The sequence below is a fragment of the Ruegeria sp. O11 genome, assembly GCF_056535285.1.
Genome location: NZ_JBQERS010000017.1, coordinates 1 through 17,666 on the forward strand (window position 1 = coordinate 1; position 17,666 = coordinate 17,666).

Below are 17,666 nucleotides of genomic sequence, written 5' to 3' on the forward strand. Positions count from 1 at the left end.
TTCACCGTCGAGCTGATCGCGCCGATCGCGATGGAAGACGGCCTGCGCTTCGCCATCCGCGAAGGCGGCCGCACCGTCGGCGCCGGCGTCGTGTCGAAAATCATCGAGTAAGGCTGTTCATGCCTGAGAAAACCACAAAAAAAATTGCGGTTTTCTTTAATGTCGAGCCTGGACCTCTTGAGGTCCAGGCTCATTTGTTAGTCAATTCCCTCAAGCTTTTTTGCGAAGACTATCATTCGCTGCACGCACATTGCCGGTCTGATCGAATTGATGAGTTGCAGCCGGAAACGAGAACAATGTTGGCGTCAAGGGATGTTAAACTCAGAGTGCTTGAAAATCCGTTTAGCGATGGATATCCTGCGGGAAACAAGATAGCAGGGGCTGCTCTGGAAAGAGACGCTGACTTCTCTCTGTTTCTCGATACCGACACGTTTCTGACGCAAAATACATCTTTTGCCGAGATAGCCTACCCGCAGAAAGTATCGGTCTGCCCGGAAACGCGAAATGCCTGGACAAACCGCCCGCGTGTTTGGCGTCAGGTCTATGCGTTATTTGGACTGCCCAAACCTGAAGCAAAGGTTCAGTTGCTACTAGGACAAGTTTCACATCCATTCTTCAACGCCGGGATGGTACTGTTTCCAACTGGTTCATTCGGTGACTTGTGGTTGGATACTGCACAACAGATTGATAAGATGACAGGATTGAGAGGACGCAGACCCTGGCTGGATCAGGTTTCATTGCCGGTAGCAATTGCCCGTTATGGTCAGGACGCGTTGAATTCTGTTAGTCGTATCTGGAACGACACCCCGGATCTACCTGATGAGGGAACTCGGCTGCTGCACTACCATCGCCCCAGACGCTTGCGTGTGCGGGGGAGGATGCATCTGGCGGATCACGTCTTTCAATCCAGCGGTTCAGAATTCGAAAGCTACGGCGATGTCATTCGGTATTATTCGGCCAAAGGCGTTGTCTCTGATGCGAAAGCGCTCTCGCATGTAAATCTCACCACACCAATTCCAAGGCCGCGACCAAATTCCTGACTAAAGAAAAAGGTAACCGCATTCTCGGCACCGACGCTGTTTCGGAAATCATCGGGTCATGGGTAGGTCGGGCTCGAGCCCGGCACATCGTCGAAACTTAGAAGGCCACCCAAGAACAAGGGCGGCCCCTTTTGATTGCAGCGAACTTAGTCGCAGGCAGCGTCCACGATGAATTCTACTTTCAGTTCTGGGCGTGCCAGTTTGGCTTCACCACAAGCGCGTGCAGGGGCGTGGCCTGTTGGAACCCAAGCGTTCCAAACCTCGTTCAAACCAGCGAAATCCTTCATATCAGCCAGCCATATCGTGACGCGCAGCATTTTTTCTCGTGACGATCCCGCCTGTACGAGCAGGGCATCTATTTTGTTGAGGCAAATCTGAACCTGCTCCCGAATCGTCTCACCCTCGGCAACTTGTCCAGTCAGATAGGCTACGCCGTTGTGCTTCACGATTTTCGAGGACCGTTCGCCGGTATCAATGCGTTTAATCATGGGCATTCTCGTTGTCTTAGAATTGGTATGGTTGTTCTTGGTCACAAGATGCCTTGCTTGGCAAACAGAATTCTATTGAGTGGGCTTCAGCGAAATTGAATTAGAGGTGATCGAGTTTGGCGTGAACATATGTTCTGAAGAAGGACTCTGGATCATTGAAGAGACACCAAACTCCTCGAATACATCGGGGATGATGAGAAGATTCTTCATCGAGTAATCTTAGGCCCACAATGCCGAGGTTAAATGAAACACGAATGGGGCTTTTCTTAATCAGACGTTCACCCCAATCAAAGACTAAAAGCCCACCTGTGAAATGCAGCGAGTGACGTGGAACGCAGAAGCGGCGAACCGCTGAGATCAGGGGGAAATCATGTTTAGTTTTGAATTCATCAACTATGGAACTCAAATCCTTCACAGCAAGGATCTGGAGGATATGCGAGACGCGGTTCTAGGCGGAAATGACCACGAAGTTGATTGCAATGTCAGCGATTTTTGTCGTGAGCGAAAACGGTTCGACATCAAGCTTGCTGACGTATCAGAAAGCGCACAACGGGTCAGTGCCAGATACAAATCATGATTCGCATGTACTAGGAATAGTCGGGTGCGGGCGGATCCGGTCGGGCATTTTTGCGTTGGAGAGCTATCAAGCACCTTTAGTCCAAGGCTTCCGCCCCATCATGCGGTCGGCCTCGGCAGTGATGTCGTTCATATGCTGCTCGAGACTTAACCGCAGTGTTTCTATTTGTTCTTCGGTTGCCTTTCGCGGAACTGGGGCGGTCCACTCGCGGCACAGGAACACGCCTTCGTTGCGCCAGGGGCGGGGCATCAGCAGACGATCCCAGGTTCCTGCTTCGCGCCCGTGCCTGGCGGAATAGGTGATCCCAAAGACACGTTTGCCCGACGTGCGCGCCCACACCAGCGGTACGGTTGAAGACACCCGTTCAGGACCTCGGGGGCCATCGGCGGCGATTCCGATTGAGATGCCCTGTTTCATTTTTCCGAGCACCTCGCGGGACAAGGCGACGTGGCGTTTGCGGCTGGACATCGCGATCGTGTCCATACCAAACAACTTCTGCACACGGCCCACCATACTGCCTGCGCGGGCAGCAGAGGTGATCGAGCAGATGCGGCCCTTGTCCAAGGGAAAGAAGTAAGGTGACTGAGCCAGACGCTGGTGCCAGAGAACCACGATGACGGGTTCGCCCTGTTCGGCCAGTTGATCTAGTTCTTCGTATCCTATGCGCCGCCAGTTTGTGTTGCGATTGACCATCCTGATATAGCTGGCAATTCGCCGCGCGACCCAGTTCAGAACGGCTTCGCTGTCGGCAATTTTCTTGCGGATGCTCAAGTCTGCGCTCCTTTTACTGGCCGAACCTTGTCTTAAACAACTGCGCCTGGGGTGCAACTTTTTTGTCGGAGGTAAAAACTAAAAAAGCCTCTTGAGTCCGCTGCGCCTCTGGCATATCTGATGGCCCAGCCTAGGGGTATAGCTCAGTTGGTAGAGCGACGGTCTCCAAAACCGTAGGTCGCGGGTTCGAACCCTGCTGCCCCTGCCATAAAAATCAAACACTTAGGCGTATTTGTATTTGCCTACCCAAAATTTTTTGTACAGTTTTTTGTGCGTTATTCAAAAAAACAGAACCTGATTCCATTGCGTCTAGCCGCATGAAACGGTTTGCAGCTTGGGTTCGATTTTCTTAGGTGATAGTTGAATATGAACGCATATAGAATCACCTAGTGCGTGAGCACTGGTATCTTGGCATACATCCAAGATCTCTCACCTATCAGTGGCAGCAAAACGAAACGCGAGCGACATAAAAGCGTTGGCCTTGGACACCTGTCGCTTCAGAATTGCCGCCAGCTTCTTCAATATGTAGGGATCATTGATATCGGGCGGTGCATCCAGATCGGCAGCAGTCAAATCGCTACTCCTGTTGGCTGCGAACTGTCGGGTTTCTGATTAGAGGTATTTAGCGGCAATCGCGAGCTCGAACGCTTCACTTGTTAACTCTTGGCTATCGCCACCAGCACCTTCAACAGTGCGTTTTGGCGACGGATCATTTTTTGGTTGCTCTGGTGAATCTGTTCCTGTCCCGAGATGATCACCAAGAGTAGATCCAGTAGCGGGGCCTCGCTCGATTGCGAGATATGGTTCTTTGTCGGATCTGAGATCATGCCGTATCTCCCTTGTATTCTCAATGAATTTGGCCACGTCTGCGGCTTTGACTCGCAAAGTGCGGTTTGCGTTGTGGGGCTTCAGATCGCCGCCGAGCTCGATGTTGATCCGGCTACGGCCTCGGTGATCCTGAACAGTGTCGACCCGCTTCAAGCCCAGACGGTCGATCAGTTCGGCTAGTGCTTTCGGCTGATCTGAACGGCCCAGCTCAGCCAGGTGCTTCAGGCTTTGGCGAAGGGCAGGCAGGTTAAAGTCGTTTCGCTTCGCTTGCTGGAATTCGTCATGGCAGTAAGCGGTGCGGGGTTTGTCTTCCCCCAAAGCTGCGGCCAGCCTGTCTGCCAGCTCGTCGAGACCTTGCTCGCGTAGGCGCATTTCTGAAAACTGGATGTGAGCGCCAGACGTGATCTTATGGCCCATCTCAAGCTCCATGCGTCGGCTGACGGCCTCGACTTTGCATTTGGACCTGAATAGCTTGTAGGTCTTCCCAGTCTGGCTATCAAGGAGCCGGAAGATCAAAAGGGCGCAGCAGAGATTGTCGTGAAGGCTCAAGGTGCTGTGCTTGCCCGTGCTCTGAAGAAGTACGGTGAGGTTACTAATCTGCCGAGGTCTGATCCTGAGTATCATGCAGGGTTTCGGAAATATTAACGATGGGTTGCGCTGCGTCTCCTTCTGCACACCTCAAAAGCAGGCCAGGAGGCCCAATATGAAAAAAATTCTACGATTGAGACCGAAGAATACTTTGAAATTAAGAGAGCTTTTGAGACGTACTTTCGTGAGTAACACGCGCAGCAAGAATTGATCGCTACGGAATTGGCAAAAGTGGTGCGCCATCAGGGAGCTTTGCTTGCTATTTTTGCCCACTCTGTTGAGCTTTTGCGGGGCAAGAGATGAGCCGATTATTCATGGGGCTGTTCGGGATTGGGTTTGTGTTAACAAACCTCATTAACAGGCATCTGGGGGAAGCTCTGCGGGCCTCAATGGGCCACAAGGTTCCAGTTAGCAATCAGGTGAATCGTACGGCTGCGCTTGGGATGATGAAAGCGTGGGCAGCGTTCGCCCAAACAAAGAAAGACGTTTCATATTATAGCCGTTTGGGGATGTAATTTCACGGCTTCATGGAATCAGCAGTAATTTGCTCAATGTCGATACCATCACTGCCCAGTCCTGAGTCGTTGGGATTCCAACGGTCTCCCATTTCCTCCAAGAGTTCGACCATTCGACGCCCTGTGAGGGCCTGAGCTGCTTTCCACCATCGGCTAGAGCGTTGGTCCAAATGCGCAATGGAATCTTCGATTTTCGATAGTTTCAGATAAGTCATTTTGCAGGTCTCCTTGTTTTAATCGCCAAGTAAATGGGCGGGTAGATACAAGGAACCGTAAAAAAGAAGCTGACTGCCCTTGGCCCTGTCGTGCCTCCCGGCTGTAGACGTCAGAAATGCGCAGAAAGCAGACTTTGCAAAGTCGCGCAGAACGTACCTTATCTGGGCTTCCATTATCGATCTCGGTTCCGCGCTAGTCATGTGCGTTTCGACCTGATTGCCCGTGCCAGTAGCGATTATTTTGACCTTGGCACTGCTACCCGCTGTTATGCATCACCCTATCGTACTGGGCTTACCCAGCCTTGTTTTCGTAACTCGCGTAGCACGGCTTCTGCGTTCTCGACATCTTTGTGGATGCTTTTGAGCATTGCAGCTATTGGCGCATCCGGCCACGCACGCTCAAGTTCAGCCAGTTTGGCTTTAGCCGCATAATCTTGCCCCATGGCTGATAGCGCTGCCGTAACGTAGGCAAGCGAAGGAGCGCTGAGTGGATCGCCAAGTTGCTTAGCCTCCTCAAAGCGCTCTACGGTCTTTTCATATTCGCCAAGATGAAAGTAAGTCGCGCCCGAGATATTTCTGTTAGCAAATCGTTGGTTACTGGAACCTAGCAGAGAAAGTCTGTCAACCGTTGCAATTGCTTCCTCTAATTCGCCCGAGAACATCGCCACAGCACCAAGAAAGTCGAGTACAGCACCATCATTCGGGTCAAGTTTTGATGCGCGTCTACTGAGTTGTAGCGCGGCGTCATAGTCGCGATTGGCGAAAAAGGCCCAGCTTTTAGCAGACTGGCTCCAGGCTTGGTCTGGGGCTAGGCTAACCGCTTGGTTCGCCAGCTTCATGGCGGCATCAGCATATTCGGTCTTGGCGTCAGACGGCGGAGTTATCACCGCAAGGGACGCGAGTGCCTGCGCAGCACCAGCATAACCACCGAAATATTCTGGATCGATCTCAATCACGCCTTCGAATACGGACAGAACCAGTAGCTGGCGTTGTCGGTCGAAGATCGGAAATATCATTGTCCGCGCTTGTTCCGCCAAATTGAATGCTTGTAATGCAGCTGGGGATTTTTCGTAAATTGCCACGCGCTGCATGTACGCGTTCGAGTCATTTACAGCTATGCCACCCACTTCGGCAGAAGCAGTTTCCTGTCCATCTTGGGCAAGGCCAACTGCGACCAACGCACCAACGATGGCCCCAATGGTAAACGCCCCTATGGGCAGCCCAAAGCGTTTGGCTTTTGTTGAGATTGATACCGCACTGGTTTCTGAGACAGTTTCGAACCGCGGCCTATATCCACCGCTATCGATACACAGTCGTACCGGATCATCTTTTCCGATACCCTCGTAATGCAGTTCCAAGAACTGACGAAGCCGCCGTGCATCGACGCGAACGATGTTTTCCGGATCGGTCCCCTCTGAAGTATCGCGGTCATATACATCTTGAGCGATAGTCTTGCTTCGAATTTGATCTCCCCGACCAGCGAGCTCTTCCTCGACGATGTACGTCAGGAACGCCTGAAGCCTATCGGATCCATCCAGATGAGCGTCGGCAAGCAACCTGCCGAGGGCAGCGCGCTTCTGACCGCCCGAGATGTTTTCAAATTGTCGTACCACATTCGTATTTTTGCATTTAATGGCCCGTGAGTCACCCTGTATTCACCGTGAGTCACTTACGTGAATGTCTCTTAAACCATAACCTTGTGACCAAAACAGCGAGCCGGAGCGCGAAACTCCGCAGTGCCAGCTTGCCAATCTGTTGAGCGACTGGAGGATTACACATGGCCCAACCTATGAACTACAGAAGACTTAGCAAGCACTTCGTAATTGGTGCGATATTTGGCGCTTGGGCTGTTTCTCCTCAAGCGATTAATGATGCGTTAATAGATGTAGTCGCTCCTTCGGCAGCATACGCGCAGGAAACGGAGGAAGTTTCTCCGACAATGGTGCGTGATCGTCCACGCGATGTGTACTACCCCAATACTGAAGATCTCGCCGAAGACGAGATGCGGGTCATCGCGTGTGGAACTGGAATGCCTACAACGCGAGCTGCTCAGGCTGCTGCGTGTTTCCTTGTGGAACTGGGCAACGGAGACAAGTTCTTGTTCGACATTGGCTCCGGCTCGGCAGAGCGGATTTCATCAATGCAGATCCCATACAACTACCTCGACAAGGTGTTCATTGGGCATCTGCATACCGACCATTTCGGCGACTTGATCGACTTGTATGTTGGCGGGATGATTATGGGACGAAATGTTCCGCTGCGTATTTGGGGGCCCAGCGGGCCTACCCCAGAACTTGGAACTGCGGCGGCGATGGACGCGATGCAAAAAATGCTGTTGTGGGATATTACTGGTCGCGTTGGCCAGACCGACACCAGAGGTATTGTGATTGAGGTCAATGAGTTCGACTACATGGCTGAAAACCAAGTTGTGTACGAGGAGAACGGGGTCGTAATTCGCTCTTTCCCTGCAATTCACTCGATAGACGGCCCAGTAAGCTATGCTCTTGAATGGAACGACCTGAAGTTCGTCTTCAGTTCGGACACCTATCCCAACAAGTGGTTTGACGAGTACGCTAGGGACGCTGACTTCGTGATCCATGAGTGCTTTATTGCAGTGCCTAGCCTAGTTGAAAAAATGGGCTTCACCCCCGAGGCCGCGTTGCAAGTAGGTACGCAAATCCACACGGCGCCAGAGGCTTTCGGCAAGATCATGAGCTCGATCCAACCCCGCCATGCGGTCGCCTATCATTTCTTCAAGGATCACGACACAACCGCTGAGGTCTATGATCGTATTCGATCCACCTACGATGGACCGCTGAGCCTCGCCGAAGACTACATGGTTTGGAACGTCACGAAAGACGACATCAAAGAGCGGCTCGCCATAGTAGATCACCATACTTGGTCACCGCCCTTGGCATCGCCCGCAATTGCCCCGAAGCTAGAAGAAGATCGCGCAGCCTTTTCTGAAGTTAGTGGCGTTCCCATAGAAGCAATGAACTACTCTGAGTTTATTGCGGAAGGGACTTGGGACGTGGACGATGTACTGCGCCCAATCTATGAGGAAGCTTCAGAAGTACTGGGTAAAGAATTTACCTATCCGGCTGACAACTAATATCAAATTTGACCGGCGCGACTTTAACATGCGCCGGTTCTTTCAATTCTGATCGGAACTCTCTATGCGATATACCTCATTGATTTCTCGCTATTTGGTCTGTGTTGGTTGGTTGCTTGTCGCGATATCTCATGCCGCCAACGCCCAGTCTCTTGCACGTTCTGAAGATGATGAAGGTGGTTGGCGGCACTCGATCACCCCTTATCTGTTCCTTCCGCTCAGCACTACGGGCACATCAACTATAGATGGAACAAGCGTCGATCTGGACCTGAGTCTGAGCGAAGTACTGGACGTGCTACAGGGCGCAGCTTCGGTACGTTACGAAGGCTGGAACGGCGACTTCGGGATCATCTCGGAAGTGTACTATGTAAGGCTTGGCGAAGACGGAACCCTGCCAGGCGGACGAGTAGACGTCGATGTTGATGTCCGGCAGACCTTTGTAAATGTTCAGGGAGCCTACCGATTTGCGAACGGGGTCAATGCTTCGGGTCGACGCTATGCAGCTGACGCTGCAATTGGCGTTCAGTGGAACCGCCTTAAACAAGAGATCGACCTTTCGGGCCCCGGCCCAGGTATGACGCTGGGCGGAACAGAGGATTGGTTCGAGCCGATGATCGCGCTCCGCTATGCGATGGAAATCAACGACAAATGGAGCTTCGCCAGCCGTGCCGAACTGAGTGGGTTCGGCGTGAATGGCGATGACCTGCAATACCTGCTTCTGGCTGGCTTTGACTGGAAAGGCTGGGAGAACACGTCCCTGCGGTTTGGCTATCAGTTCTATGGAATTGATTACTCCACTGACCGCTCGGGCGGGGAGTTTGCCTATGATGTTGACCAGAATGGTATCTATGCTGCCGTCGCGTTTCATTTCTAAGGTCGGCGATTGCAGCAAGACATGGGTTTGGGTGGGCGCGGCGCTCGCAAGTTGGGCGATTGGCGCTAACCAATCGATTGCTGACCTCGTGTCCCCCTACGGCGGAGAAACCGCCCCAAACTTTGTTGAGCTTTCGGTACAGCCTGATCATGTTCGCGTTATCCTTGAGGTCGATTTGGGCGACTATCCCATTTTCGTCATTCCAGATGATGGTTCAGGTGCGTCGCTGGCTGAGCGTACGGGTCAAAACCTTCAAGTCTGGGCAGATGAAGAGGAACTGACCAGCACAACGAATACGATTGATGTGCGCCCTAGAATTACCCGGCAAACAGCAGCGAGTGCTCAATATCGACCGCGACCGCGCAGCGAAAATGTCGTTTACGTGGATATGGAGTTTCCGTTCAATGGCAAGCCTGAACGGATCACGTTCATTCCCCCGCTAAATTCAGACGGGATTCCCTTGGCTTCACTTGGCGTTGTGGCCGAGCATATGGGTGTTCCGGTGACAGACTATCGTTACCTTTCTCAGGCTGAGACCATGCGTCCAGATTGGAACGATCCGTGGTTTACAAAATTTGAAAACCCAAATCTCACCCGCCACCACAAGTCCCCTATGATGTCGTTCCTGGCCATGGAGCCGCGTGTCGTCCGGCACGAGATCATATTGCGTTTGAAAGATTTCGAAACTTGGGCCGATCTGGGCTTGGGAGGCGCAGAGAGATTAACTCCAGATGATGTCGCCAGGATCAAGTCTGGCGTATCGGACTTTCTTGCGAATAGAAACCCGCTCGCCGTAGACGGCAAGCCGATGAAACCGGAAACGGTACAGGTCTCACGTATCGAAGTTGGGGCCGAAGGCTTGCGTGTTCTTCCGGATGAGGCGGAGGCAAACCGAAAGACGCTGTTACTGGGCGTTGTCCTTTCCTATCCGGTTGAGACCTTGCCGAACCGAGTTGATCTGGCATGGGAACTTTTTCCAGATGGTCTGGATATTATTCCGATCACCATCTCCGATCCGGCAGGGGCAGTCCCCTCGCAGATTTATGAATCCGATCCAGTTGTAAGTTGGAACAATCACTTGAAAACTTGGACAAACCCAAAGACGAGCCCGGTTGTCGTCAAAGTCGCGGGTGTAACACAGGTGCCCTCGTTTGCGTTCGGCTTAGGTTTCCTGTGTTTGATATGCGCCTATTACTCGTTGCAGCGTGCAAATAGTCAGCGTCTGATCTTGCTTGGCCTGACCGGGGCATTCGGTGCCGCTGCGATTGTCACGTATTGGCTGAACAACCCGTCGACAGCGCCCGAGCCGGATGACATCGCGACGCGTCAAATCATAGAAGGGCTAGTGACCAACATCGGAACTACGATGCTTGAGACGCGAGATGATAATACCTTAGGTGCGATGGAGCCATATGTCGAAGCAATTAATCGCGACAAGGTTCAAGCAGAAATGCGTCGTGGCTTGTCAGTTACCTTGCCCTCTGGTGCTATGGCTCGCGTCGAAGCGATTTCAGACCTGAATGTCGAGAGCTTCACGCCTGGCGAAGACAGAAATCAGCATCAGGCCCTCGCCAATTGGACTGCCCGTGTAAGCGGAGGTCATTGGGGGCATCTACATAGGCAAGCGGTTTCTTATCGTGGCTTGCTAGATGTTTCGCGGCATGGCGACCATTGGATGCTTGATGACCTGACGATTATTAGCGCCAAAACAGGAGGGTAATTCAGTGGCTATCGTGAGGTTGTTTTATACAACGTTCCTGTTTGCCATGATCTTTTTGTGTTCAGGCAGAGCAGAGGCGCATTTCAATCTAAACCAGAATGTCCGCATCCATCATGTTGCCCATTCGGAAGATGGCCTAGATGTCTATTTGCGCCTTCCGATGCCTTATTTGGTTGCAGAACTCGTCGGTCCCGAAGGTACGGACGGTTTGCCCGCACCGGCTCCGTACACTTACAATCTGACCGAAGATGGCGTGCTTATGCACTACTTGGATCAGACCGCATTTCACAAAGACCCAACCGGCTTGGCTCGTATTGCTGAAAACAGCTTTGAGCTATCTATCGACGGTGACCGACAAACATCAGAAATCGTCTCGATAAGACTACATCCGTTGGGGCAAGAGCCAGGGTTTGCTACGCTCAATGAGGCACGCTCGGCACTTGCGCCAAGAGATGTTTTTCCAACAACCGAGGAGATTTATGTTGGCGAGGTGATGGTTGACGTACATCTGCGCTTTCTTACGGGAGAGGTTGGAGCATACAGTTTATCCTACACTTCTGATCCGGGACTTCCTGAACAAGAAGAAACGGCGAACCTGATCCTCGACTATAACGGGCAGGATGTTCGGACATTTCGTGCGCGGGGCCTGATGCATACCCCGGTCGAAGTTTCCGGATCTGCAACCGCAGCCGCTTCGACCTTCTTTGTCGAAGGCATTCGGCATATTTTGGAAGGTCCCGATCACGTTCTGTTTGTGCTTTGCATGATCATCGGTGCATTGAACTTACACAGCCTATTAGCCCGCGTCACAGGGTTTACATTGGGCCACACGGTAACACTGATTTTAGGTTTTTTTGGCTTCGCGCCGAGCGGAGCGTGGTTCATCCCAACTGTCGAACTGGCAATAGCACTTTCAATTATCTACGCTGCTGCGATGGCGGTTTGGCCACCAGAGAAAGGACACGGCGACCTGAAGGCTTTTTCCATCACGTCCGGGATTGGGTTGCTGCACGGGTTTGGTTTTTCCTTCATGTTGCATCAAATTCTACGAGTTGATGCACCAAACGTTTGGCACAGCTTGCTGGCCTTCAATGTTGGAGTAGAGGCTGGACAAGTCATAATCGTTCTATTGGTCTGGCCCCTGGTGTTGTTGCTGCGTAAACAACCAGGCCGTATCTGGGTCAGCTCTCGCGCTGCCGTTGCCGCGTGCGCAAGTCTGGTCGCAATGTTTTGGGTAGTTGAACGGGCAGAGTTTTTTCTTTGACACTTGCGTTGTTGACATAAAGCACGCAGCCGTTGGCAATCTGACACGCGGCTTCCGCTCGTTTTCGGGCATCCTTTACGGAGATTGCCGGGTAAGTCCCCAAACGTTGTCGCCGCCGCCGCTTTCCAACATGTAAGACAACCTCCCAGACTTTCTGCCCCTTTTTCCCGACGCTCAATACCAGGCCTCGAACGATTTCGTCGCGAACTTCATATACGGTTTTGGCGGGCTTAAGTTCACTAGCTTTCTTCTCATTAAATCGTGTCATCATTTCGTGCGTTTCTTGTGCGGAAAATTGTGTATGTGCGCCGATTACGGGATATTCAAAAGTACGTAAAGTCAATGAAAAACAGATGCTTAAATATGGGTAAGTACTTGGGGATAGGTTGTGTCGACGGTCTCCAAAACCGTAGGTCGCGGGTTCGAAACCTGCTGCCCCTGCCACTCTCTCAAATCAATGATGTTGCTGCGACAGACGCGTGCATTTAGCGCGCACGTCAGACTCAATTCTCTTGACGTTTAGGGCAAGAAAGAAAAAGCTTGAACTAGGCTTGCGGAGAGGCCATCAGGGTTGTCCGCCTAACGTGCTAAGGTCGCTCGACTTTTGTGCCGATGGCAGTAAGCCTGACCGGGTAGGGGAGCCCGGAGCCAATCTGGGGCAAATGGGGATAATGGCAGAGATCGACGTATTTCTTGAAGGGCTCGGGCTGACCAAATACGCCCCTGTGTTTGCTGCCAACGAGGTCTCTCTGGCTGATCTTGTACATCTCTCTGAACACGACCTGATAGATATGGGGCTACCGTTGGGTCCGAGGCGCCGATTGACGGTAGCTTTGGGTCAGGCGCGCGAGGCGAATCCGGCACCTATTCATGGCCACGGGAAAATTGTGGCTGAGCGACGGCAACTGACTGTCATGTTTGTTGACCTCGTTGGATCGACTGCCCTGTCAGAACGTCTGGACCCGGAAGATCTGGGTGAGCTGCTGCGACGGTTCAAAGAAATCTGCTCAACCTCAGTAGCTCGGTTTGGTGGCCATGTTGCAAGCTTCATGGGCGATGGGGCGATGATCTATTTCGGCTACCCTCACGCGCTTGAAGATGCAGCGTCACGGGCAGTTCATGCCGGACTGGATATTCTGGGCGGGCTGGCCCGCATCGAAGGTCAGGAAAAACTGAGCGCGCGGATCGGGGTGTCGACGGGCCTTGTCGTTGTGGGCGAGATACACGGCGAAGGGCTGAAAGAACATGACGTGGTCATGGGGCGCACGCCCAATCTGGCCGCTCGATTGCAGGCGTTGGCCGAGCCAAATACCCTGATCATCAGCCCTTCGACCCGGCGATTGATTGGCAATGCATTTGAGTTGGAGGATCGGGGCTCATTCGCACTGAAAGGATTTTCGGAGCAGGTCCAGGCCTGGACAGTTACAGGACAGGCTCGGATCGAGCGTAGATTTGACATTATGCCGGATGCCGGGGCTGGGAGGCTTGTCGGGCGACAGGTCGAGTTTCGCAAACTGATCGAAAAGTGGCGAGAGGCCTGTCAGGGTGCCGGTCAGTCTGTGTTGGTTTCTGGTGAGGCCGGAATTGGCAAATCACGTTTGATCGAGGGGTTAAGCCAAGAGCTGGAGGATCAGGGCGCACTTCGGCTCAACTTTCAGTGCTCACCATTTCACGCCAACTCGGCGCTTTATCCGATCATTCAGCATTTGGAGCGCGCGGCGGGGTTCACGCCAACCGACAGCGACGACGATAAGCTCGGGAAACTCTCGTACCTCCTGCGACATCATCCGCGCGAGCATATGCGCCTGATCGCCGATTTGTTGAGTGTCGAAGCGGACGCTTCACTAGGTCCGCTTGATCTGCCGCCACAGGCGAAACTTGAACAGACACTCGATGCAGTGACCGAGCAACTAGCAGCGTTGGCTCGTGAGAAACCTGTCTTACTGTTGTTTGAGGATGCCCATTGGGTCGATCCGACCACATTGTCGCTGACCGACCGAGTGATCGAGCGCATTCGGGATTTGCCGGTTTTGATTGTTATTACCGCTCGCCCCGGATTTGATCCAGGCTGGGGGCACCATAACAATACGTTGCACTTGCCGCTGAAGCGTCTGGAAAACCGGGACATTGCCGAGATCGTGGCGGAAGTGGCAGGAGGGAATTCTATTCCAGCCGAAGTCTGCGATCTGATCGCGGCCAAAACCGATGGCATTCCGCTTTTCGTTCAGGAAGTAACGCGTGGCCTGCTGGAATCCGGACAACTAAGACTGACCGACCAGGGTTATGCCTTGCGCGGTCCACTGCCAGCGCTTTCTGTGCCGAATACGCTCAAGGATTCTCTGATGGAGCGTTTGGACCGGCTGGGAACCGCCAAAGAGGTTGCACAAACTGGTGCTGTCTTTGGTCGACAGTTTTCAATCGCGTTGCTGGCCTCGGTCTCAATTTTGTCACCAACGGTCTTGGAGGCTGGGCTGGAACAGCTTTCCTCTGCCGGTATCATTTTGCAGGCCCCGGATGAGGCAGAAGATGAGTTCATCTTCCGCCACGCGTTAATACGCGACATGGCTTATGACAGCTTGCTGCGCACGGAACGGCGGGTGCTGCACGACCGGGCGGCAGGTGCGCTGCTTGAAAACCAGCCGCAGCTTGCCCAAACTCAACCCGAGCTACTGGCGCAGCACTACACGTTAGCGCACCGTGCGGATGAGGCGGTGATGCATTGGCAAAACGCCGGGCGGCGGGCGATTGAACGTTCGGCCCAAACCGAGGCATTGACGCATCTGTCAAAAGCTCTGGATCAACTGGCAGATCTTCCCAAAAGCAAAGATCGAGATCTGCAAGAGATTGATATTCAAATCCTGCGCGCCGGAGTGCTGCGGTCAACCAGCGGTATCTCAGGGGATGCCACAGGCGAAGCGTATGGGCGGTTGCGAGACCTCTGCCATCGAGCGGATGAGACCAACAGGCTGTTTCCGGTTCTTAACGGGCTGTATGCCTTCCATCTGGTGCGGGCCGAATATCGGTTGGCGCAAGATGTATCGGCGCAAATTCTTGATCTGGCAGCGGAAAGCGGCAGGACTGAACACCGAATGGTTGGCCATCGCGCGATGGGTGCTGTGCAGTTGCATTTGGGTAATCTGCCTAAGGCAAAAACCCATCTCGAACAGGCCTGGTCGCTATATGATTTTGATAAACACAGTCAGTTGGCCTATGTCTATGGGACTGATCATGCCGCCATTACTTCGGCGTTCCTAGGTACGTGTTATTGCCTCATGGGGCGGCACCAAGAAGCCTTGCAGATTCAACGCACGGCTTTGGGCTGGGCGAAGGAATTAAAGCACGCCCACAGTGTAGCGCAGATATTGGTCTATATGTGTAAGGTTCATCTGCTGGCACGCGACATACCCGCGTTGCAGCAGGATGTCGAAGCGTTGTCCAAAGTCGCTGAAGAGCATTCGCTGCCATTCATGGCCACCATCGCGCGATTGTGGGAAAGCTGGGCCAACGCGACCGAATCCTCGGATATTGCGCATATCGATGATCTGCGCCAAGCATCAGAGGACTGGTGGGCAGTCGGGGCCGGGAACTACAAATGTTTCTTCCCCTCTCTGATTGCCGAGCTTCTTATAAACGCGGGTGACCATAAAGCGGCTAAGCAGACATTGTCGCACGCGGCGCAAATGCTGGCTGAAACCGAAGAGAAATGGGCCGAAGCTGAACAGCTGCGAATCGAAGCCAGTTTTGTTGCCGGCACCGGGGGCGACCCAGAGCCTTTGCTGTTACGGTCGATCGAAACGGCGCGACGGCAAGGGGCACACTTGTACGAACTGCGTGCAGCGGTTGCGCTGACACGTTGGCGGCTCGACCATGGAAAGCCTGCGGGCGATGCACTTAACACCGCTTTGTCTCATTTCGAATCGAACGCTTATCTGGCGGATCTGGAAGAGGCGCGAGCGTTATTGGAAACGACCACTTGACCGACAGGGCCCATTGCTGCCAGCTTGGTCAGCGGCAGATATGGGATGATACCGAAAATTCATAGTTGTGGCGTGGGGATATGCGTTTCCACGCTACCAATTGATTTGGTGTGAGGAGACCCGATGAAGAAGATCAGCAAAACGCTTCTGGCCAAGGATATTGTAGCGCAAAGCCGCACCGATCTGGCGCTGCAGCAATATCACTCGATCACGCCCGAGCAGATCCGCGCGTTTGAAAAGAAACTGATCGGAACGGTCACTCTGCCCACAGACCCCGACTACAACAATGACCGGCAGGTTTGGAATCCGGCCTTTCAGGACTACCCCGAGATCATCGTCTATTGCGAGACCATTCAGGATGTGCGCGCCAGCCTTGCTTTCGCGCGTGAGCACGGCCTGTGGGTTGTGGCACGGTCTGGTCGCCACAGCACGGCGGGGTATTCGGTCAACAACCAGATGGTGTTGGACACCAGCAAAATGCGGTATGTCACCGTCGATCCTGAGGTGCCGATGGCTTATGTCGGTCCGGGTACGCCGTTCAAGATGCTGAACTCTGAGTTGAATTCCTATCACCTGCATGTGCCGGGCGGGGCCTGTCAGGATGTCTGTGTCGCCGGCTTCATGATGGGCGGCGGCTATGGCTTTACCTCTCGCCGCTACGGGATGGCCTGCGACAATGTCTTGGGCGTAACCGTGATGTTGTGGGATGGCAGCATAGTGATCGCGGACAAAAACACGAACCCCGACCTGTTCTGGGCCATCCGGGGCGGAACAGGTAACAACTTTGGTGTGTTATTGGAGATCCGTTACCAGCTACACCCGCTGTATATGGTCTGGGGCTGCCATATCACATGGCCGCTGGACAAAGCCGCAAAGGCGTTGGAGTTCCTTCAGGCCAATTATATGAGTACCTGCGATGATGATCGGTTCGGAGCTTATATTTTCCTTGCTTTTCAGGGCGATGAGAAAGTGCTGCTGGTGTCGGCGCTTTATGATGGGACGGCCGAAGAGGGCAACGCATTTATCCAACCGTTGCTCAGCGAAGAAATCGGCGGGCAGATGGGCTCTGATGATCAGAACTACGGCACCTATCAGGACATCAATTCGTGGCTTTATGACGACAAGTACGACATCCCCGTTGTGCCTGATCAGGCGCGCGAGGACAAACAGGCCGGATATATCAAGCGCCAGCTCAGTGCGGCTGAGTGGCAGCGCGTCGTGGACTATCTCGACAGCACGCCCAATGACTATGGCGCGGTCGCTATCGAACCTTATGGCGGTGCGATCAACCGAATGCCGCTGGGCAAAGAGGGTAATGCCTTTATTCACCGTGATGTGTCGCTGAACTTTTATGTTGATGTGTTCTGGCTGTCGGAAGAGGAAAAAGAGGTGGTGGTACCCTGGCTCGACGGCTTCATGAAGCTGATGACCGAGGAAAGTTATTTCATCGACCGGGTCTATCAGAACTACCCCCGTCGGACGCAAAAGAACTATCGCTGGCAATATTGGGGCGAATATTTCAGCTCGTTGCTGTTCGTGAAGCGGAAATTCGATCCGGACAATTTCTTCCACTATCAGCAGAGCATTTCACCGGTGCCCGACGATGCGCCGTCCGACATCGTCCGCGACACATCGAAACCTATCTTTGATGATCCGAAGATCACATACCAAGACTATTCGAACCCCTGAAAGCGGGG

16 protein-coding genes and 1 tRNA gene are annotated in these 17,666 nt (G+C 53.2%); 10 read left to right on the forward strand and 7 right to left on the reverse strand.

The genetic code is table 11. The features are described 5' to 3' along the window. The coding region (locus tag ACRZ91_RS19965) for an EF-Tu C-terminal domain-related protein (RefSeq protein ID WP_480904111.1) at positions 1 to 111 on the forward strand (111 nt) is incomplete at its 5' end. An 8-nt stretch (positions 112 to 119) separates the two neighbouring features. Next, positions 120 to 1,040, forward strand: a complete 921-nt coding sequence (locus tag ACRZ91_RS19970) for a hypothetical protein (RefSeq protein WP_480908089.1) — start codon at positions 120 to 122, stop codon at positions 1,038 to 1,040. A 146-nt stretch (positions 1,041 to 1,186) separates the two neighbouring features. On the opposite strand, the gene ACRZ91_RS19975 is transcribed toward ACRZ91_RS19970, so the two are convergent. Next, a complete protein-coding gene (locus ACRZ91_RS19975; protein WP_480908091.1) occupies positions 1,187 to 1,528 on the reverse strand; it encodes a RidA family protein in 342 nt (113 codons plus the stop codon). A gap of 370 nt (positions 1,529 to 1,898) precedes the next feature. On the opposite strand from ACRZ91_RS19975, the gene ACRZ91_RS19980 reads away from it, so the two are divergent. Next, the gene (locus ACRZ91_RS19980) at positions 1,899 to 2,105 is read left to right on the forward strand and encodes a hypothetical protein (RefSeq protein WP_010443359.1); all 207 of its coding nucleotides are present in this window, start codon (positions 1,899 to 1,901) and stop codon (positions 2,103 to 2,105) included. A 66-nt stretch (positions 2,106 to 2,171) separates the two neighbouring features. Here the strand turns inward: ACRZ91_RS19980 and ACRZ91_RS19985 are convergent, their stop codons facing one another. Continuing rightward, the gene (locus ACRZ91_RS19985) at positions 2,172 to 2,876 is read right to left on the reverse strand and encodes a lysophospholipid acyltransferase family protein (protein WP_480908093.1); all 705 of its coding nucleotides are present in this window, start codon (positions 2,874 to 2,876) and stop codon (positions 2,172 to 2,174) included. A 132-nt stretch (positions 2,877 to 3,008) separates the two neighbouring features. Between ACRZ91_RS19985 and ACRZ91_RS19990 the strand changes: the two genes are divergently transcribed. Then, positions 3,009 to 3,084, forward strand: a tRNA-Trp gene (locus tag ACRZ91_RS19990). A gap of 221 nt (positions 3,085 to 3,305) precedes the next feature. Here the strand turns inward: ACRZ91_RS19990 and ACRZ91_RS19995 are convergent. The 4 genes from ACRZ91_RS19995 to ACRZ91_RS20010 all read right to left on the reverse strand — a co-directional run bounded on the left by ACRZ91_RS19995 (position 3,306) and on the right by ACRZ91_RS20010 (position 6,635). Continuing rightward, positions 3,306 to 3,449, reverse strand: coding sequence for a hypothetical protein (locus tag ACRZ91_RS19995; RefSeq protein WP_480908095.1), 144 nt, complete (start codon positions 3,447 to 3,449; stop codon positions 3,306 to 3,308). Between the two features lie 39 nt (positions 3,450 to 3,488). Beyond that, a complete protein-coding gene (locus ACRZ91_RS20000) occupies positions 3,489 to 4,121 on the reverse strand; it encodes a hypothetical protein (RefSeq protein ID WP_480908096.1) in 633 nt (210 codons plus the stop codon). A gap of 688 nt (positions 4,122 to 4,809) precedes the next feature. Then, on the reverse strand, positions 4,810 to 5,022 hold the full coding sequence (locus ACRZ91_RS20005; RefSeq protein ID WP_480908097.1) for a hypothetical protein: 213 nt from the start codon (positions 5,020 to 5,022) through the stop codon (positions 4,810 to 4,812). Positions 5,023 to 5,300: 278 nt separating this feature from the next. Next, on the reverse strand, positions 5,301 to 6,635 hold the full coding sequence (locus ACRZ91_RS20010; RefSeq protein WP_480908099.1) for a tetratricopeptide repeat protein: 1,335 nt from the start codon (positions 6,633 to 6,635) through the stop codon (positions 5,301 to 5,303). Positions 6,636 to 6,799: 164 nt separating this feature from the next. Here ACRZ91_RS20010 and gntH point away from each other — a divergent pair, with 164 nt between their 5' ends. The 4 genes from gntH (at position 6,800) to ACRZ91_RS20030 (ending at position 11,992) form a co-directional block, all read left to right on the forward strand. Next, positions 6,800 to 8,134: a guanitoxin biosynthesis MBL fold metallo-hydrolase GntH gene (gene gntH / locus ACRZ91_RS20015; protein WP_480908101.1), complete on the forward strand. Its 1,335-nt coding sequence runs from the start codon at positions 6,800 to 6,802 to the stop codon at positions 8,132 to 8,134. Between the two features lie 64 nt (positions 8,135 to 8,198). Further along, the gene (locus ACRZ91_RS20020) at positions 8,199 to 9,008 is read left to right on the forward strand and encodes an OprO/OprP family phosphate-selective porin (protein ID WP_260024736.1); all 810 of its coding nucleotides are present in this window, start codon (positions 8,199 to 8,201) and stop codon (positions 9,006 to 9,008) included. Next, positions 8,959 to 10,728, forward strand: a complete 1,770-nt coding sequence (locus tag ACRZ91_RS20025; protein ID WP_480908103.1) for a hypothetical protein — start codon at positions 8,959 to 8,961, stop codon at positions 10,726 to 10,728. Before ACRZ91_RS20020 ends, ACRZ91_RS20025 begins: the two co-directional genes overlap by 50 nt. 4 nt (positions 10,729 to 10,732) lie before the next feature. Continuing rightward, positions 10,733 to 11,992, forward strand: coding sequence for a HupE/UreJ family protein (locus ACRZ91_RS20030; protein WP_480908105.1), 1,260 nt, complete (start codon positions 10,733 to 10,735; stop codon positions 11,990 to 11,992). On the opposite strand, the gene ACRZ91_RS20035 is transcribed toward ACRZ91_RS20030, so the two are convergent. Then, positions 11,910 to 12,263 carry an Arm DNA-binding domain-containing protein gene (locus ACRZ91_RS20035; RefSeq protein WP_480908158.1) on the reverse strand — a complete coding sequence of 118 codons (354 nt, stop codon included), beginning with the start codon at positions 12,261 to 12,263 and terminating at the stop codon, positions 11,910 to 11,912. The genes ACRZ91_RS20030 and ACRZ91_RS20035 overlap by 83 nt on opposite strands. A 400-nt stretch (positions 12,264 to 12,663) precedes the next feature. Between ACRZ91_RS20035 and ACRZ91_RS20040 the strand changes: the two genes are divergently transcribed. Together ACRZ91_RS20040 and ACRZ91_RS20045 are read left to right on the forward strand one after the other, a co-directional pair. Further along, positions 12,664 to 15,969: an adenylate/guanylate cyclase domain-containing protein gene (locus ACRZ91_RS20040; protein ID WP_480908107.1), complete on the forward strand. Its 3,306-nt coding sequence runs from the start codon at positions 12,664 to 12,666 to the stop codon at positions 15,967 to 15,969. 123 nt (positions 15,970 to 16,092) lie between these two features. Continuing rightward, positions 16,093 to 17,658: an FAD-binding oxidoreductase gene (locus ACRZ91_RS20045; RefSeq protein WP_480908109.1), complete on the forward strand. Its 1,566-nt coding sequence runs from the start codon at positions 16,093 to 16,095 to the stop codon at positions 17,656 to 17,658. Positions 17,659 to 17,666: the final 8 nt, after the last annotated feature.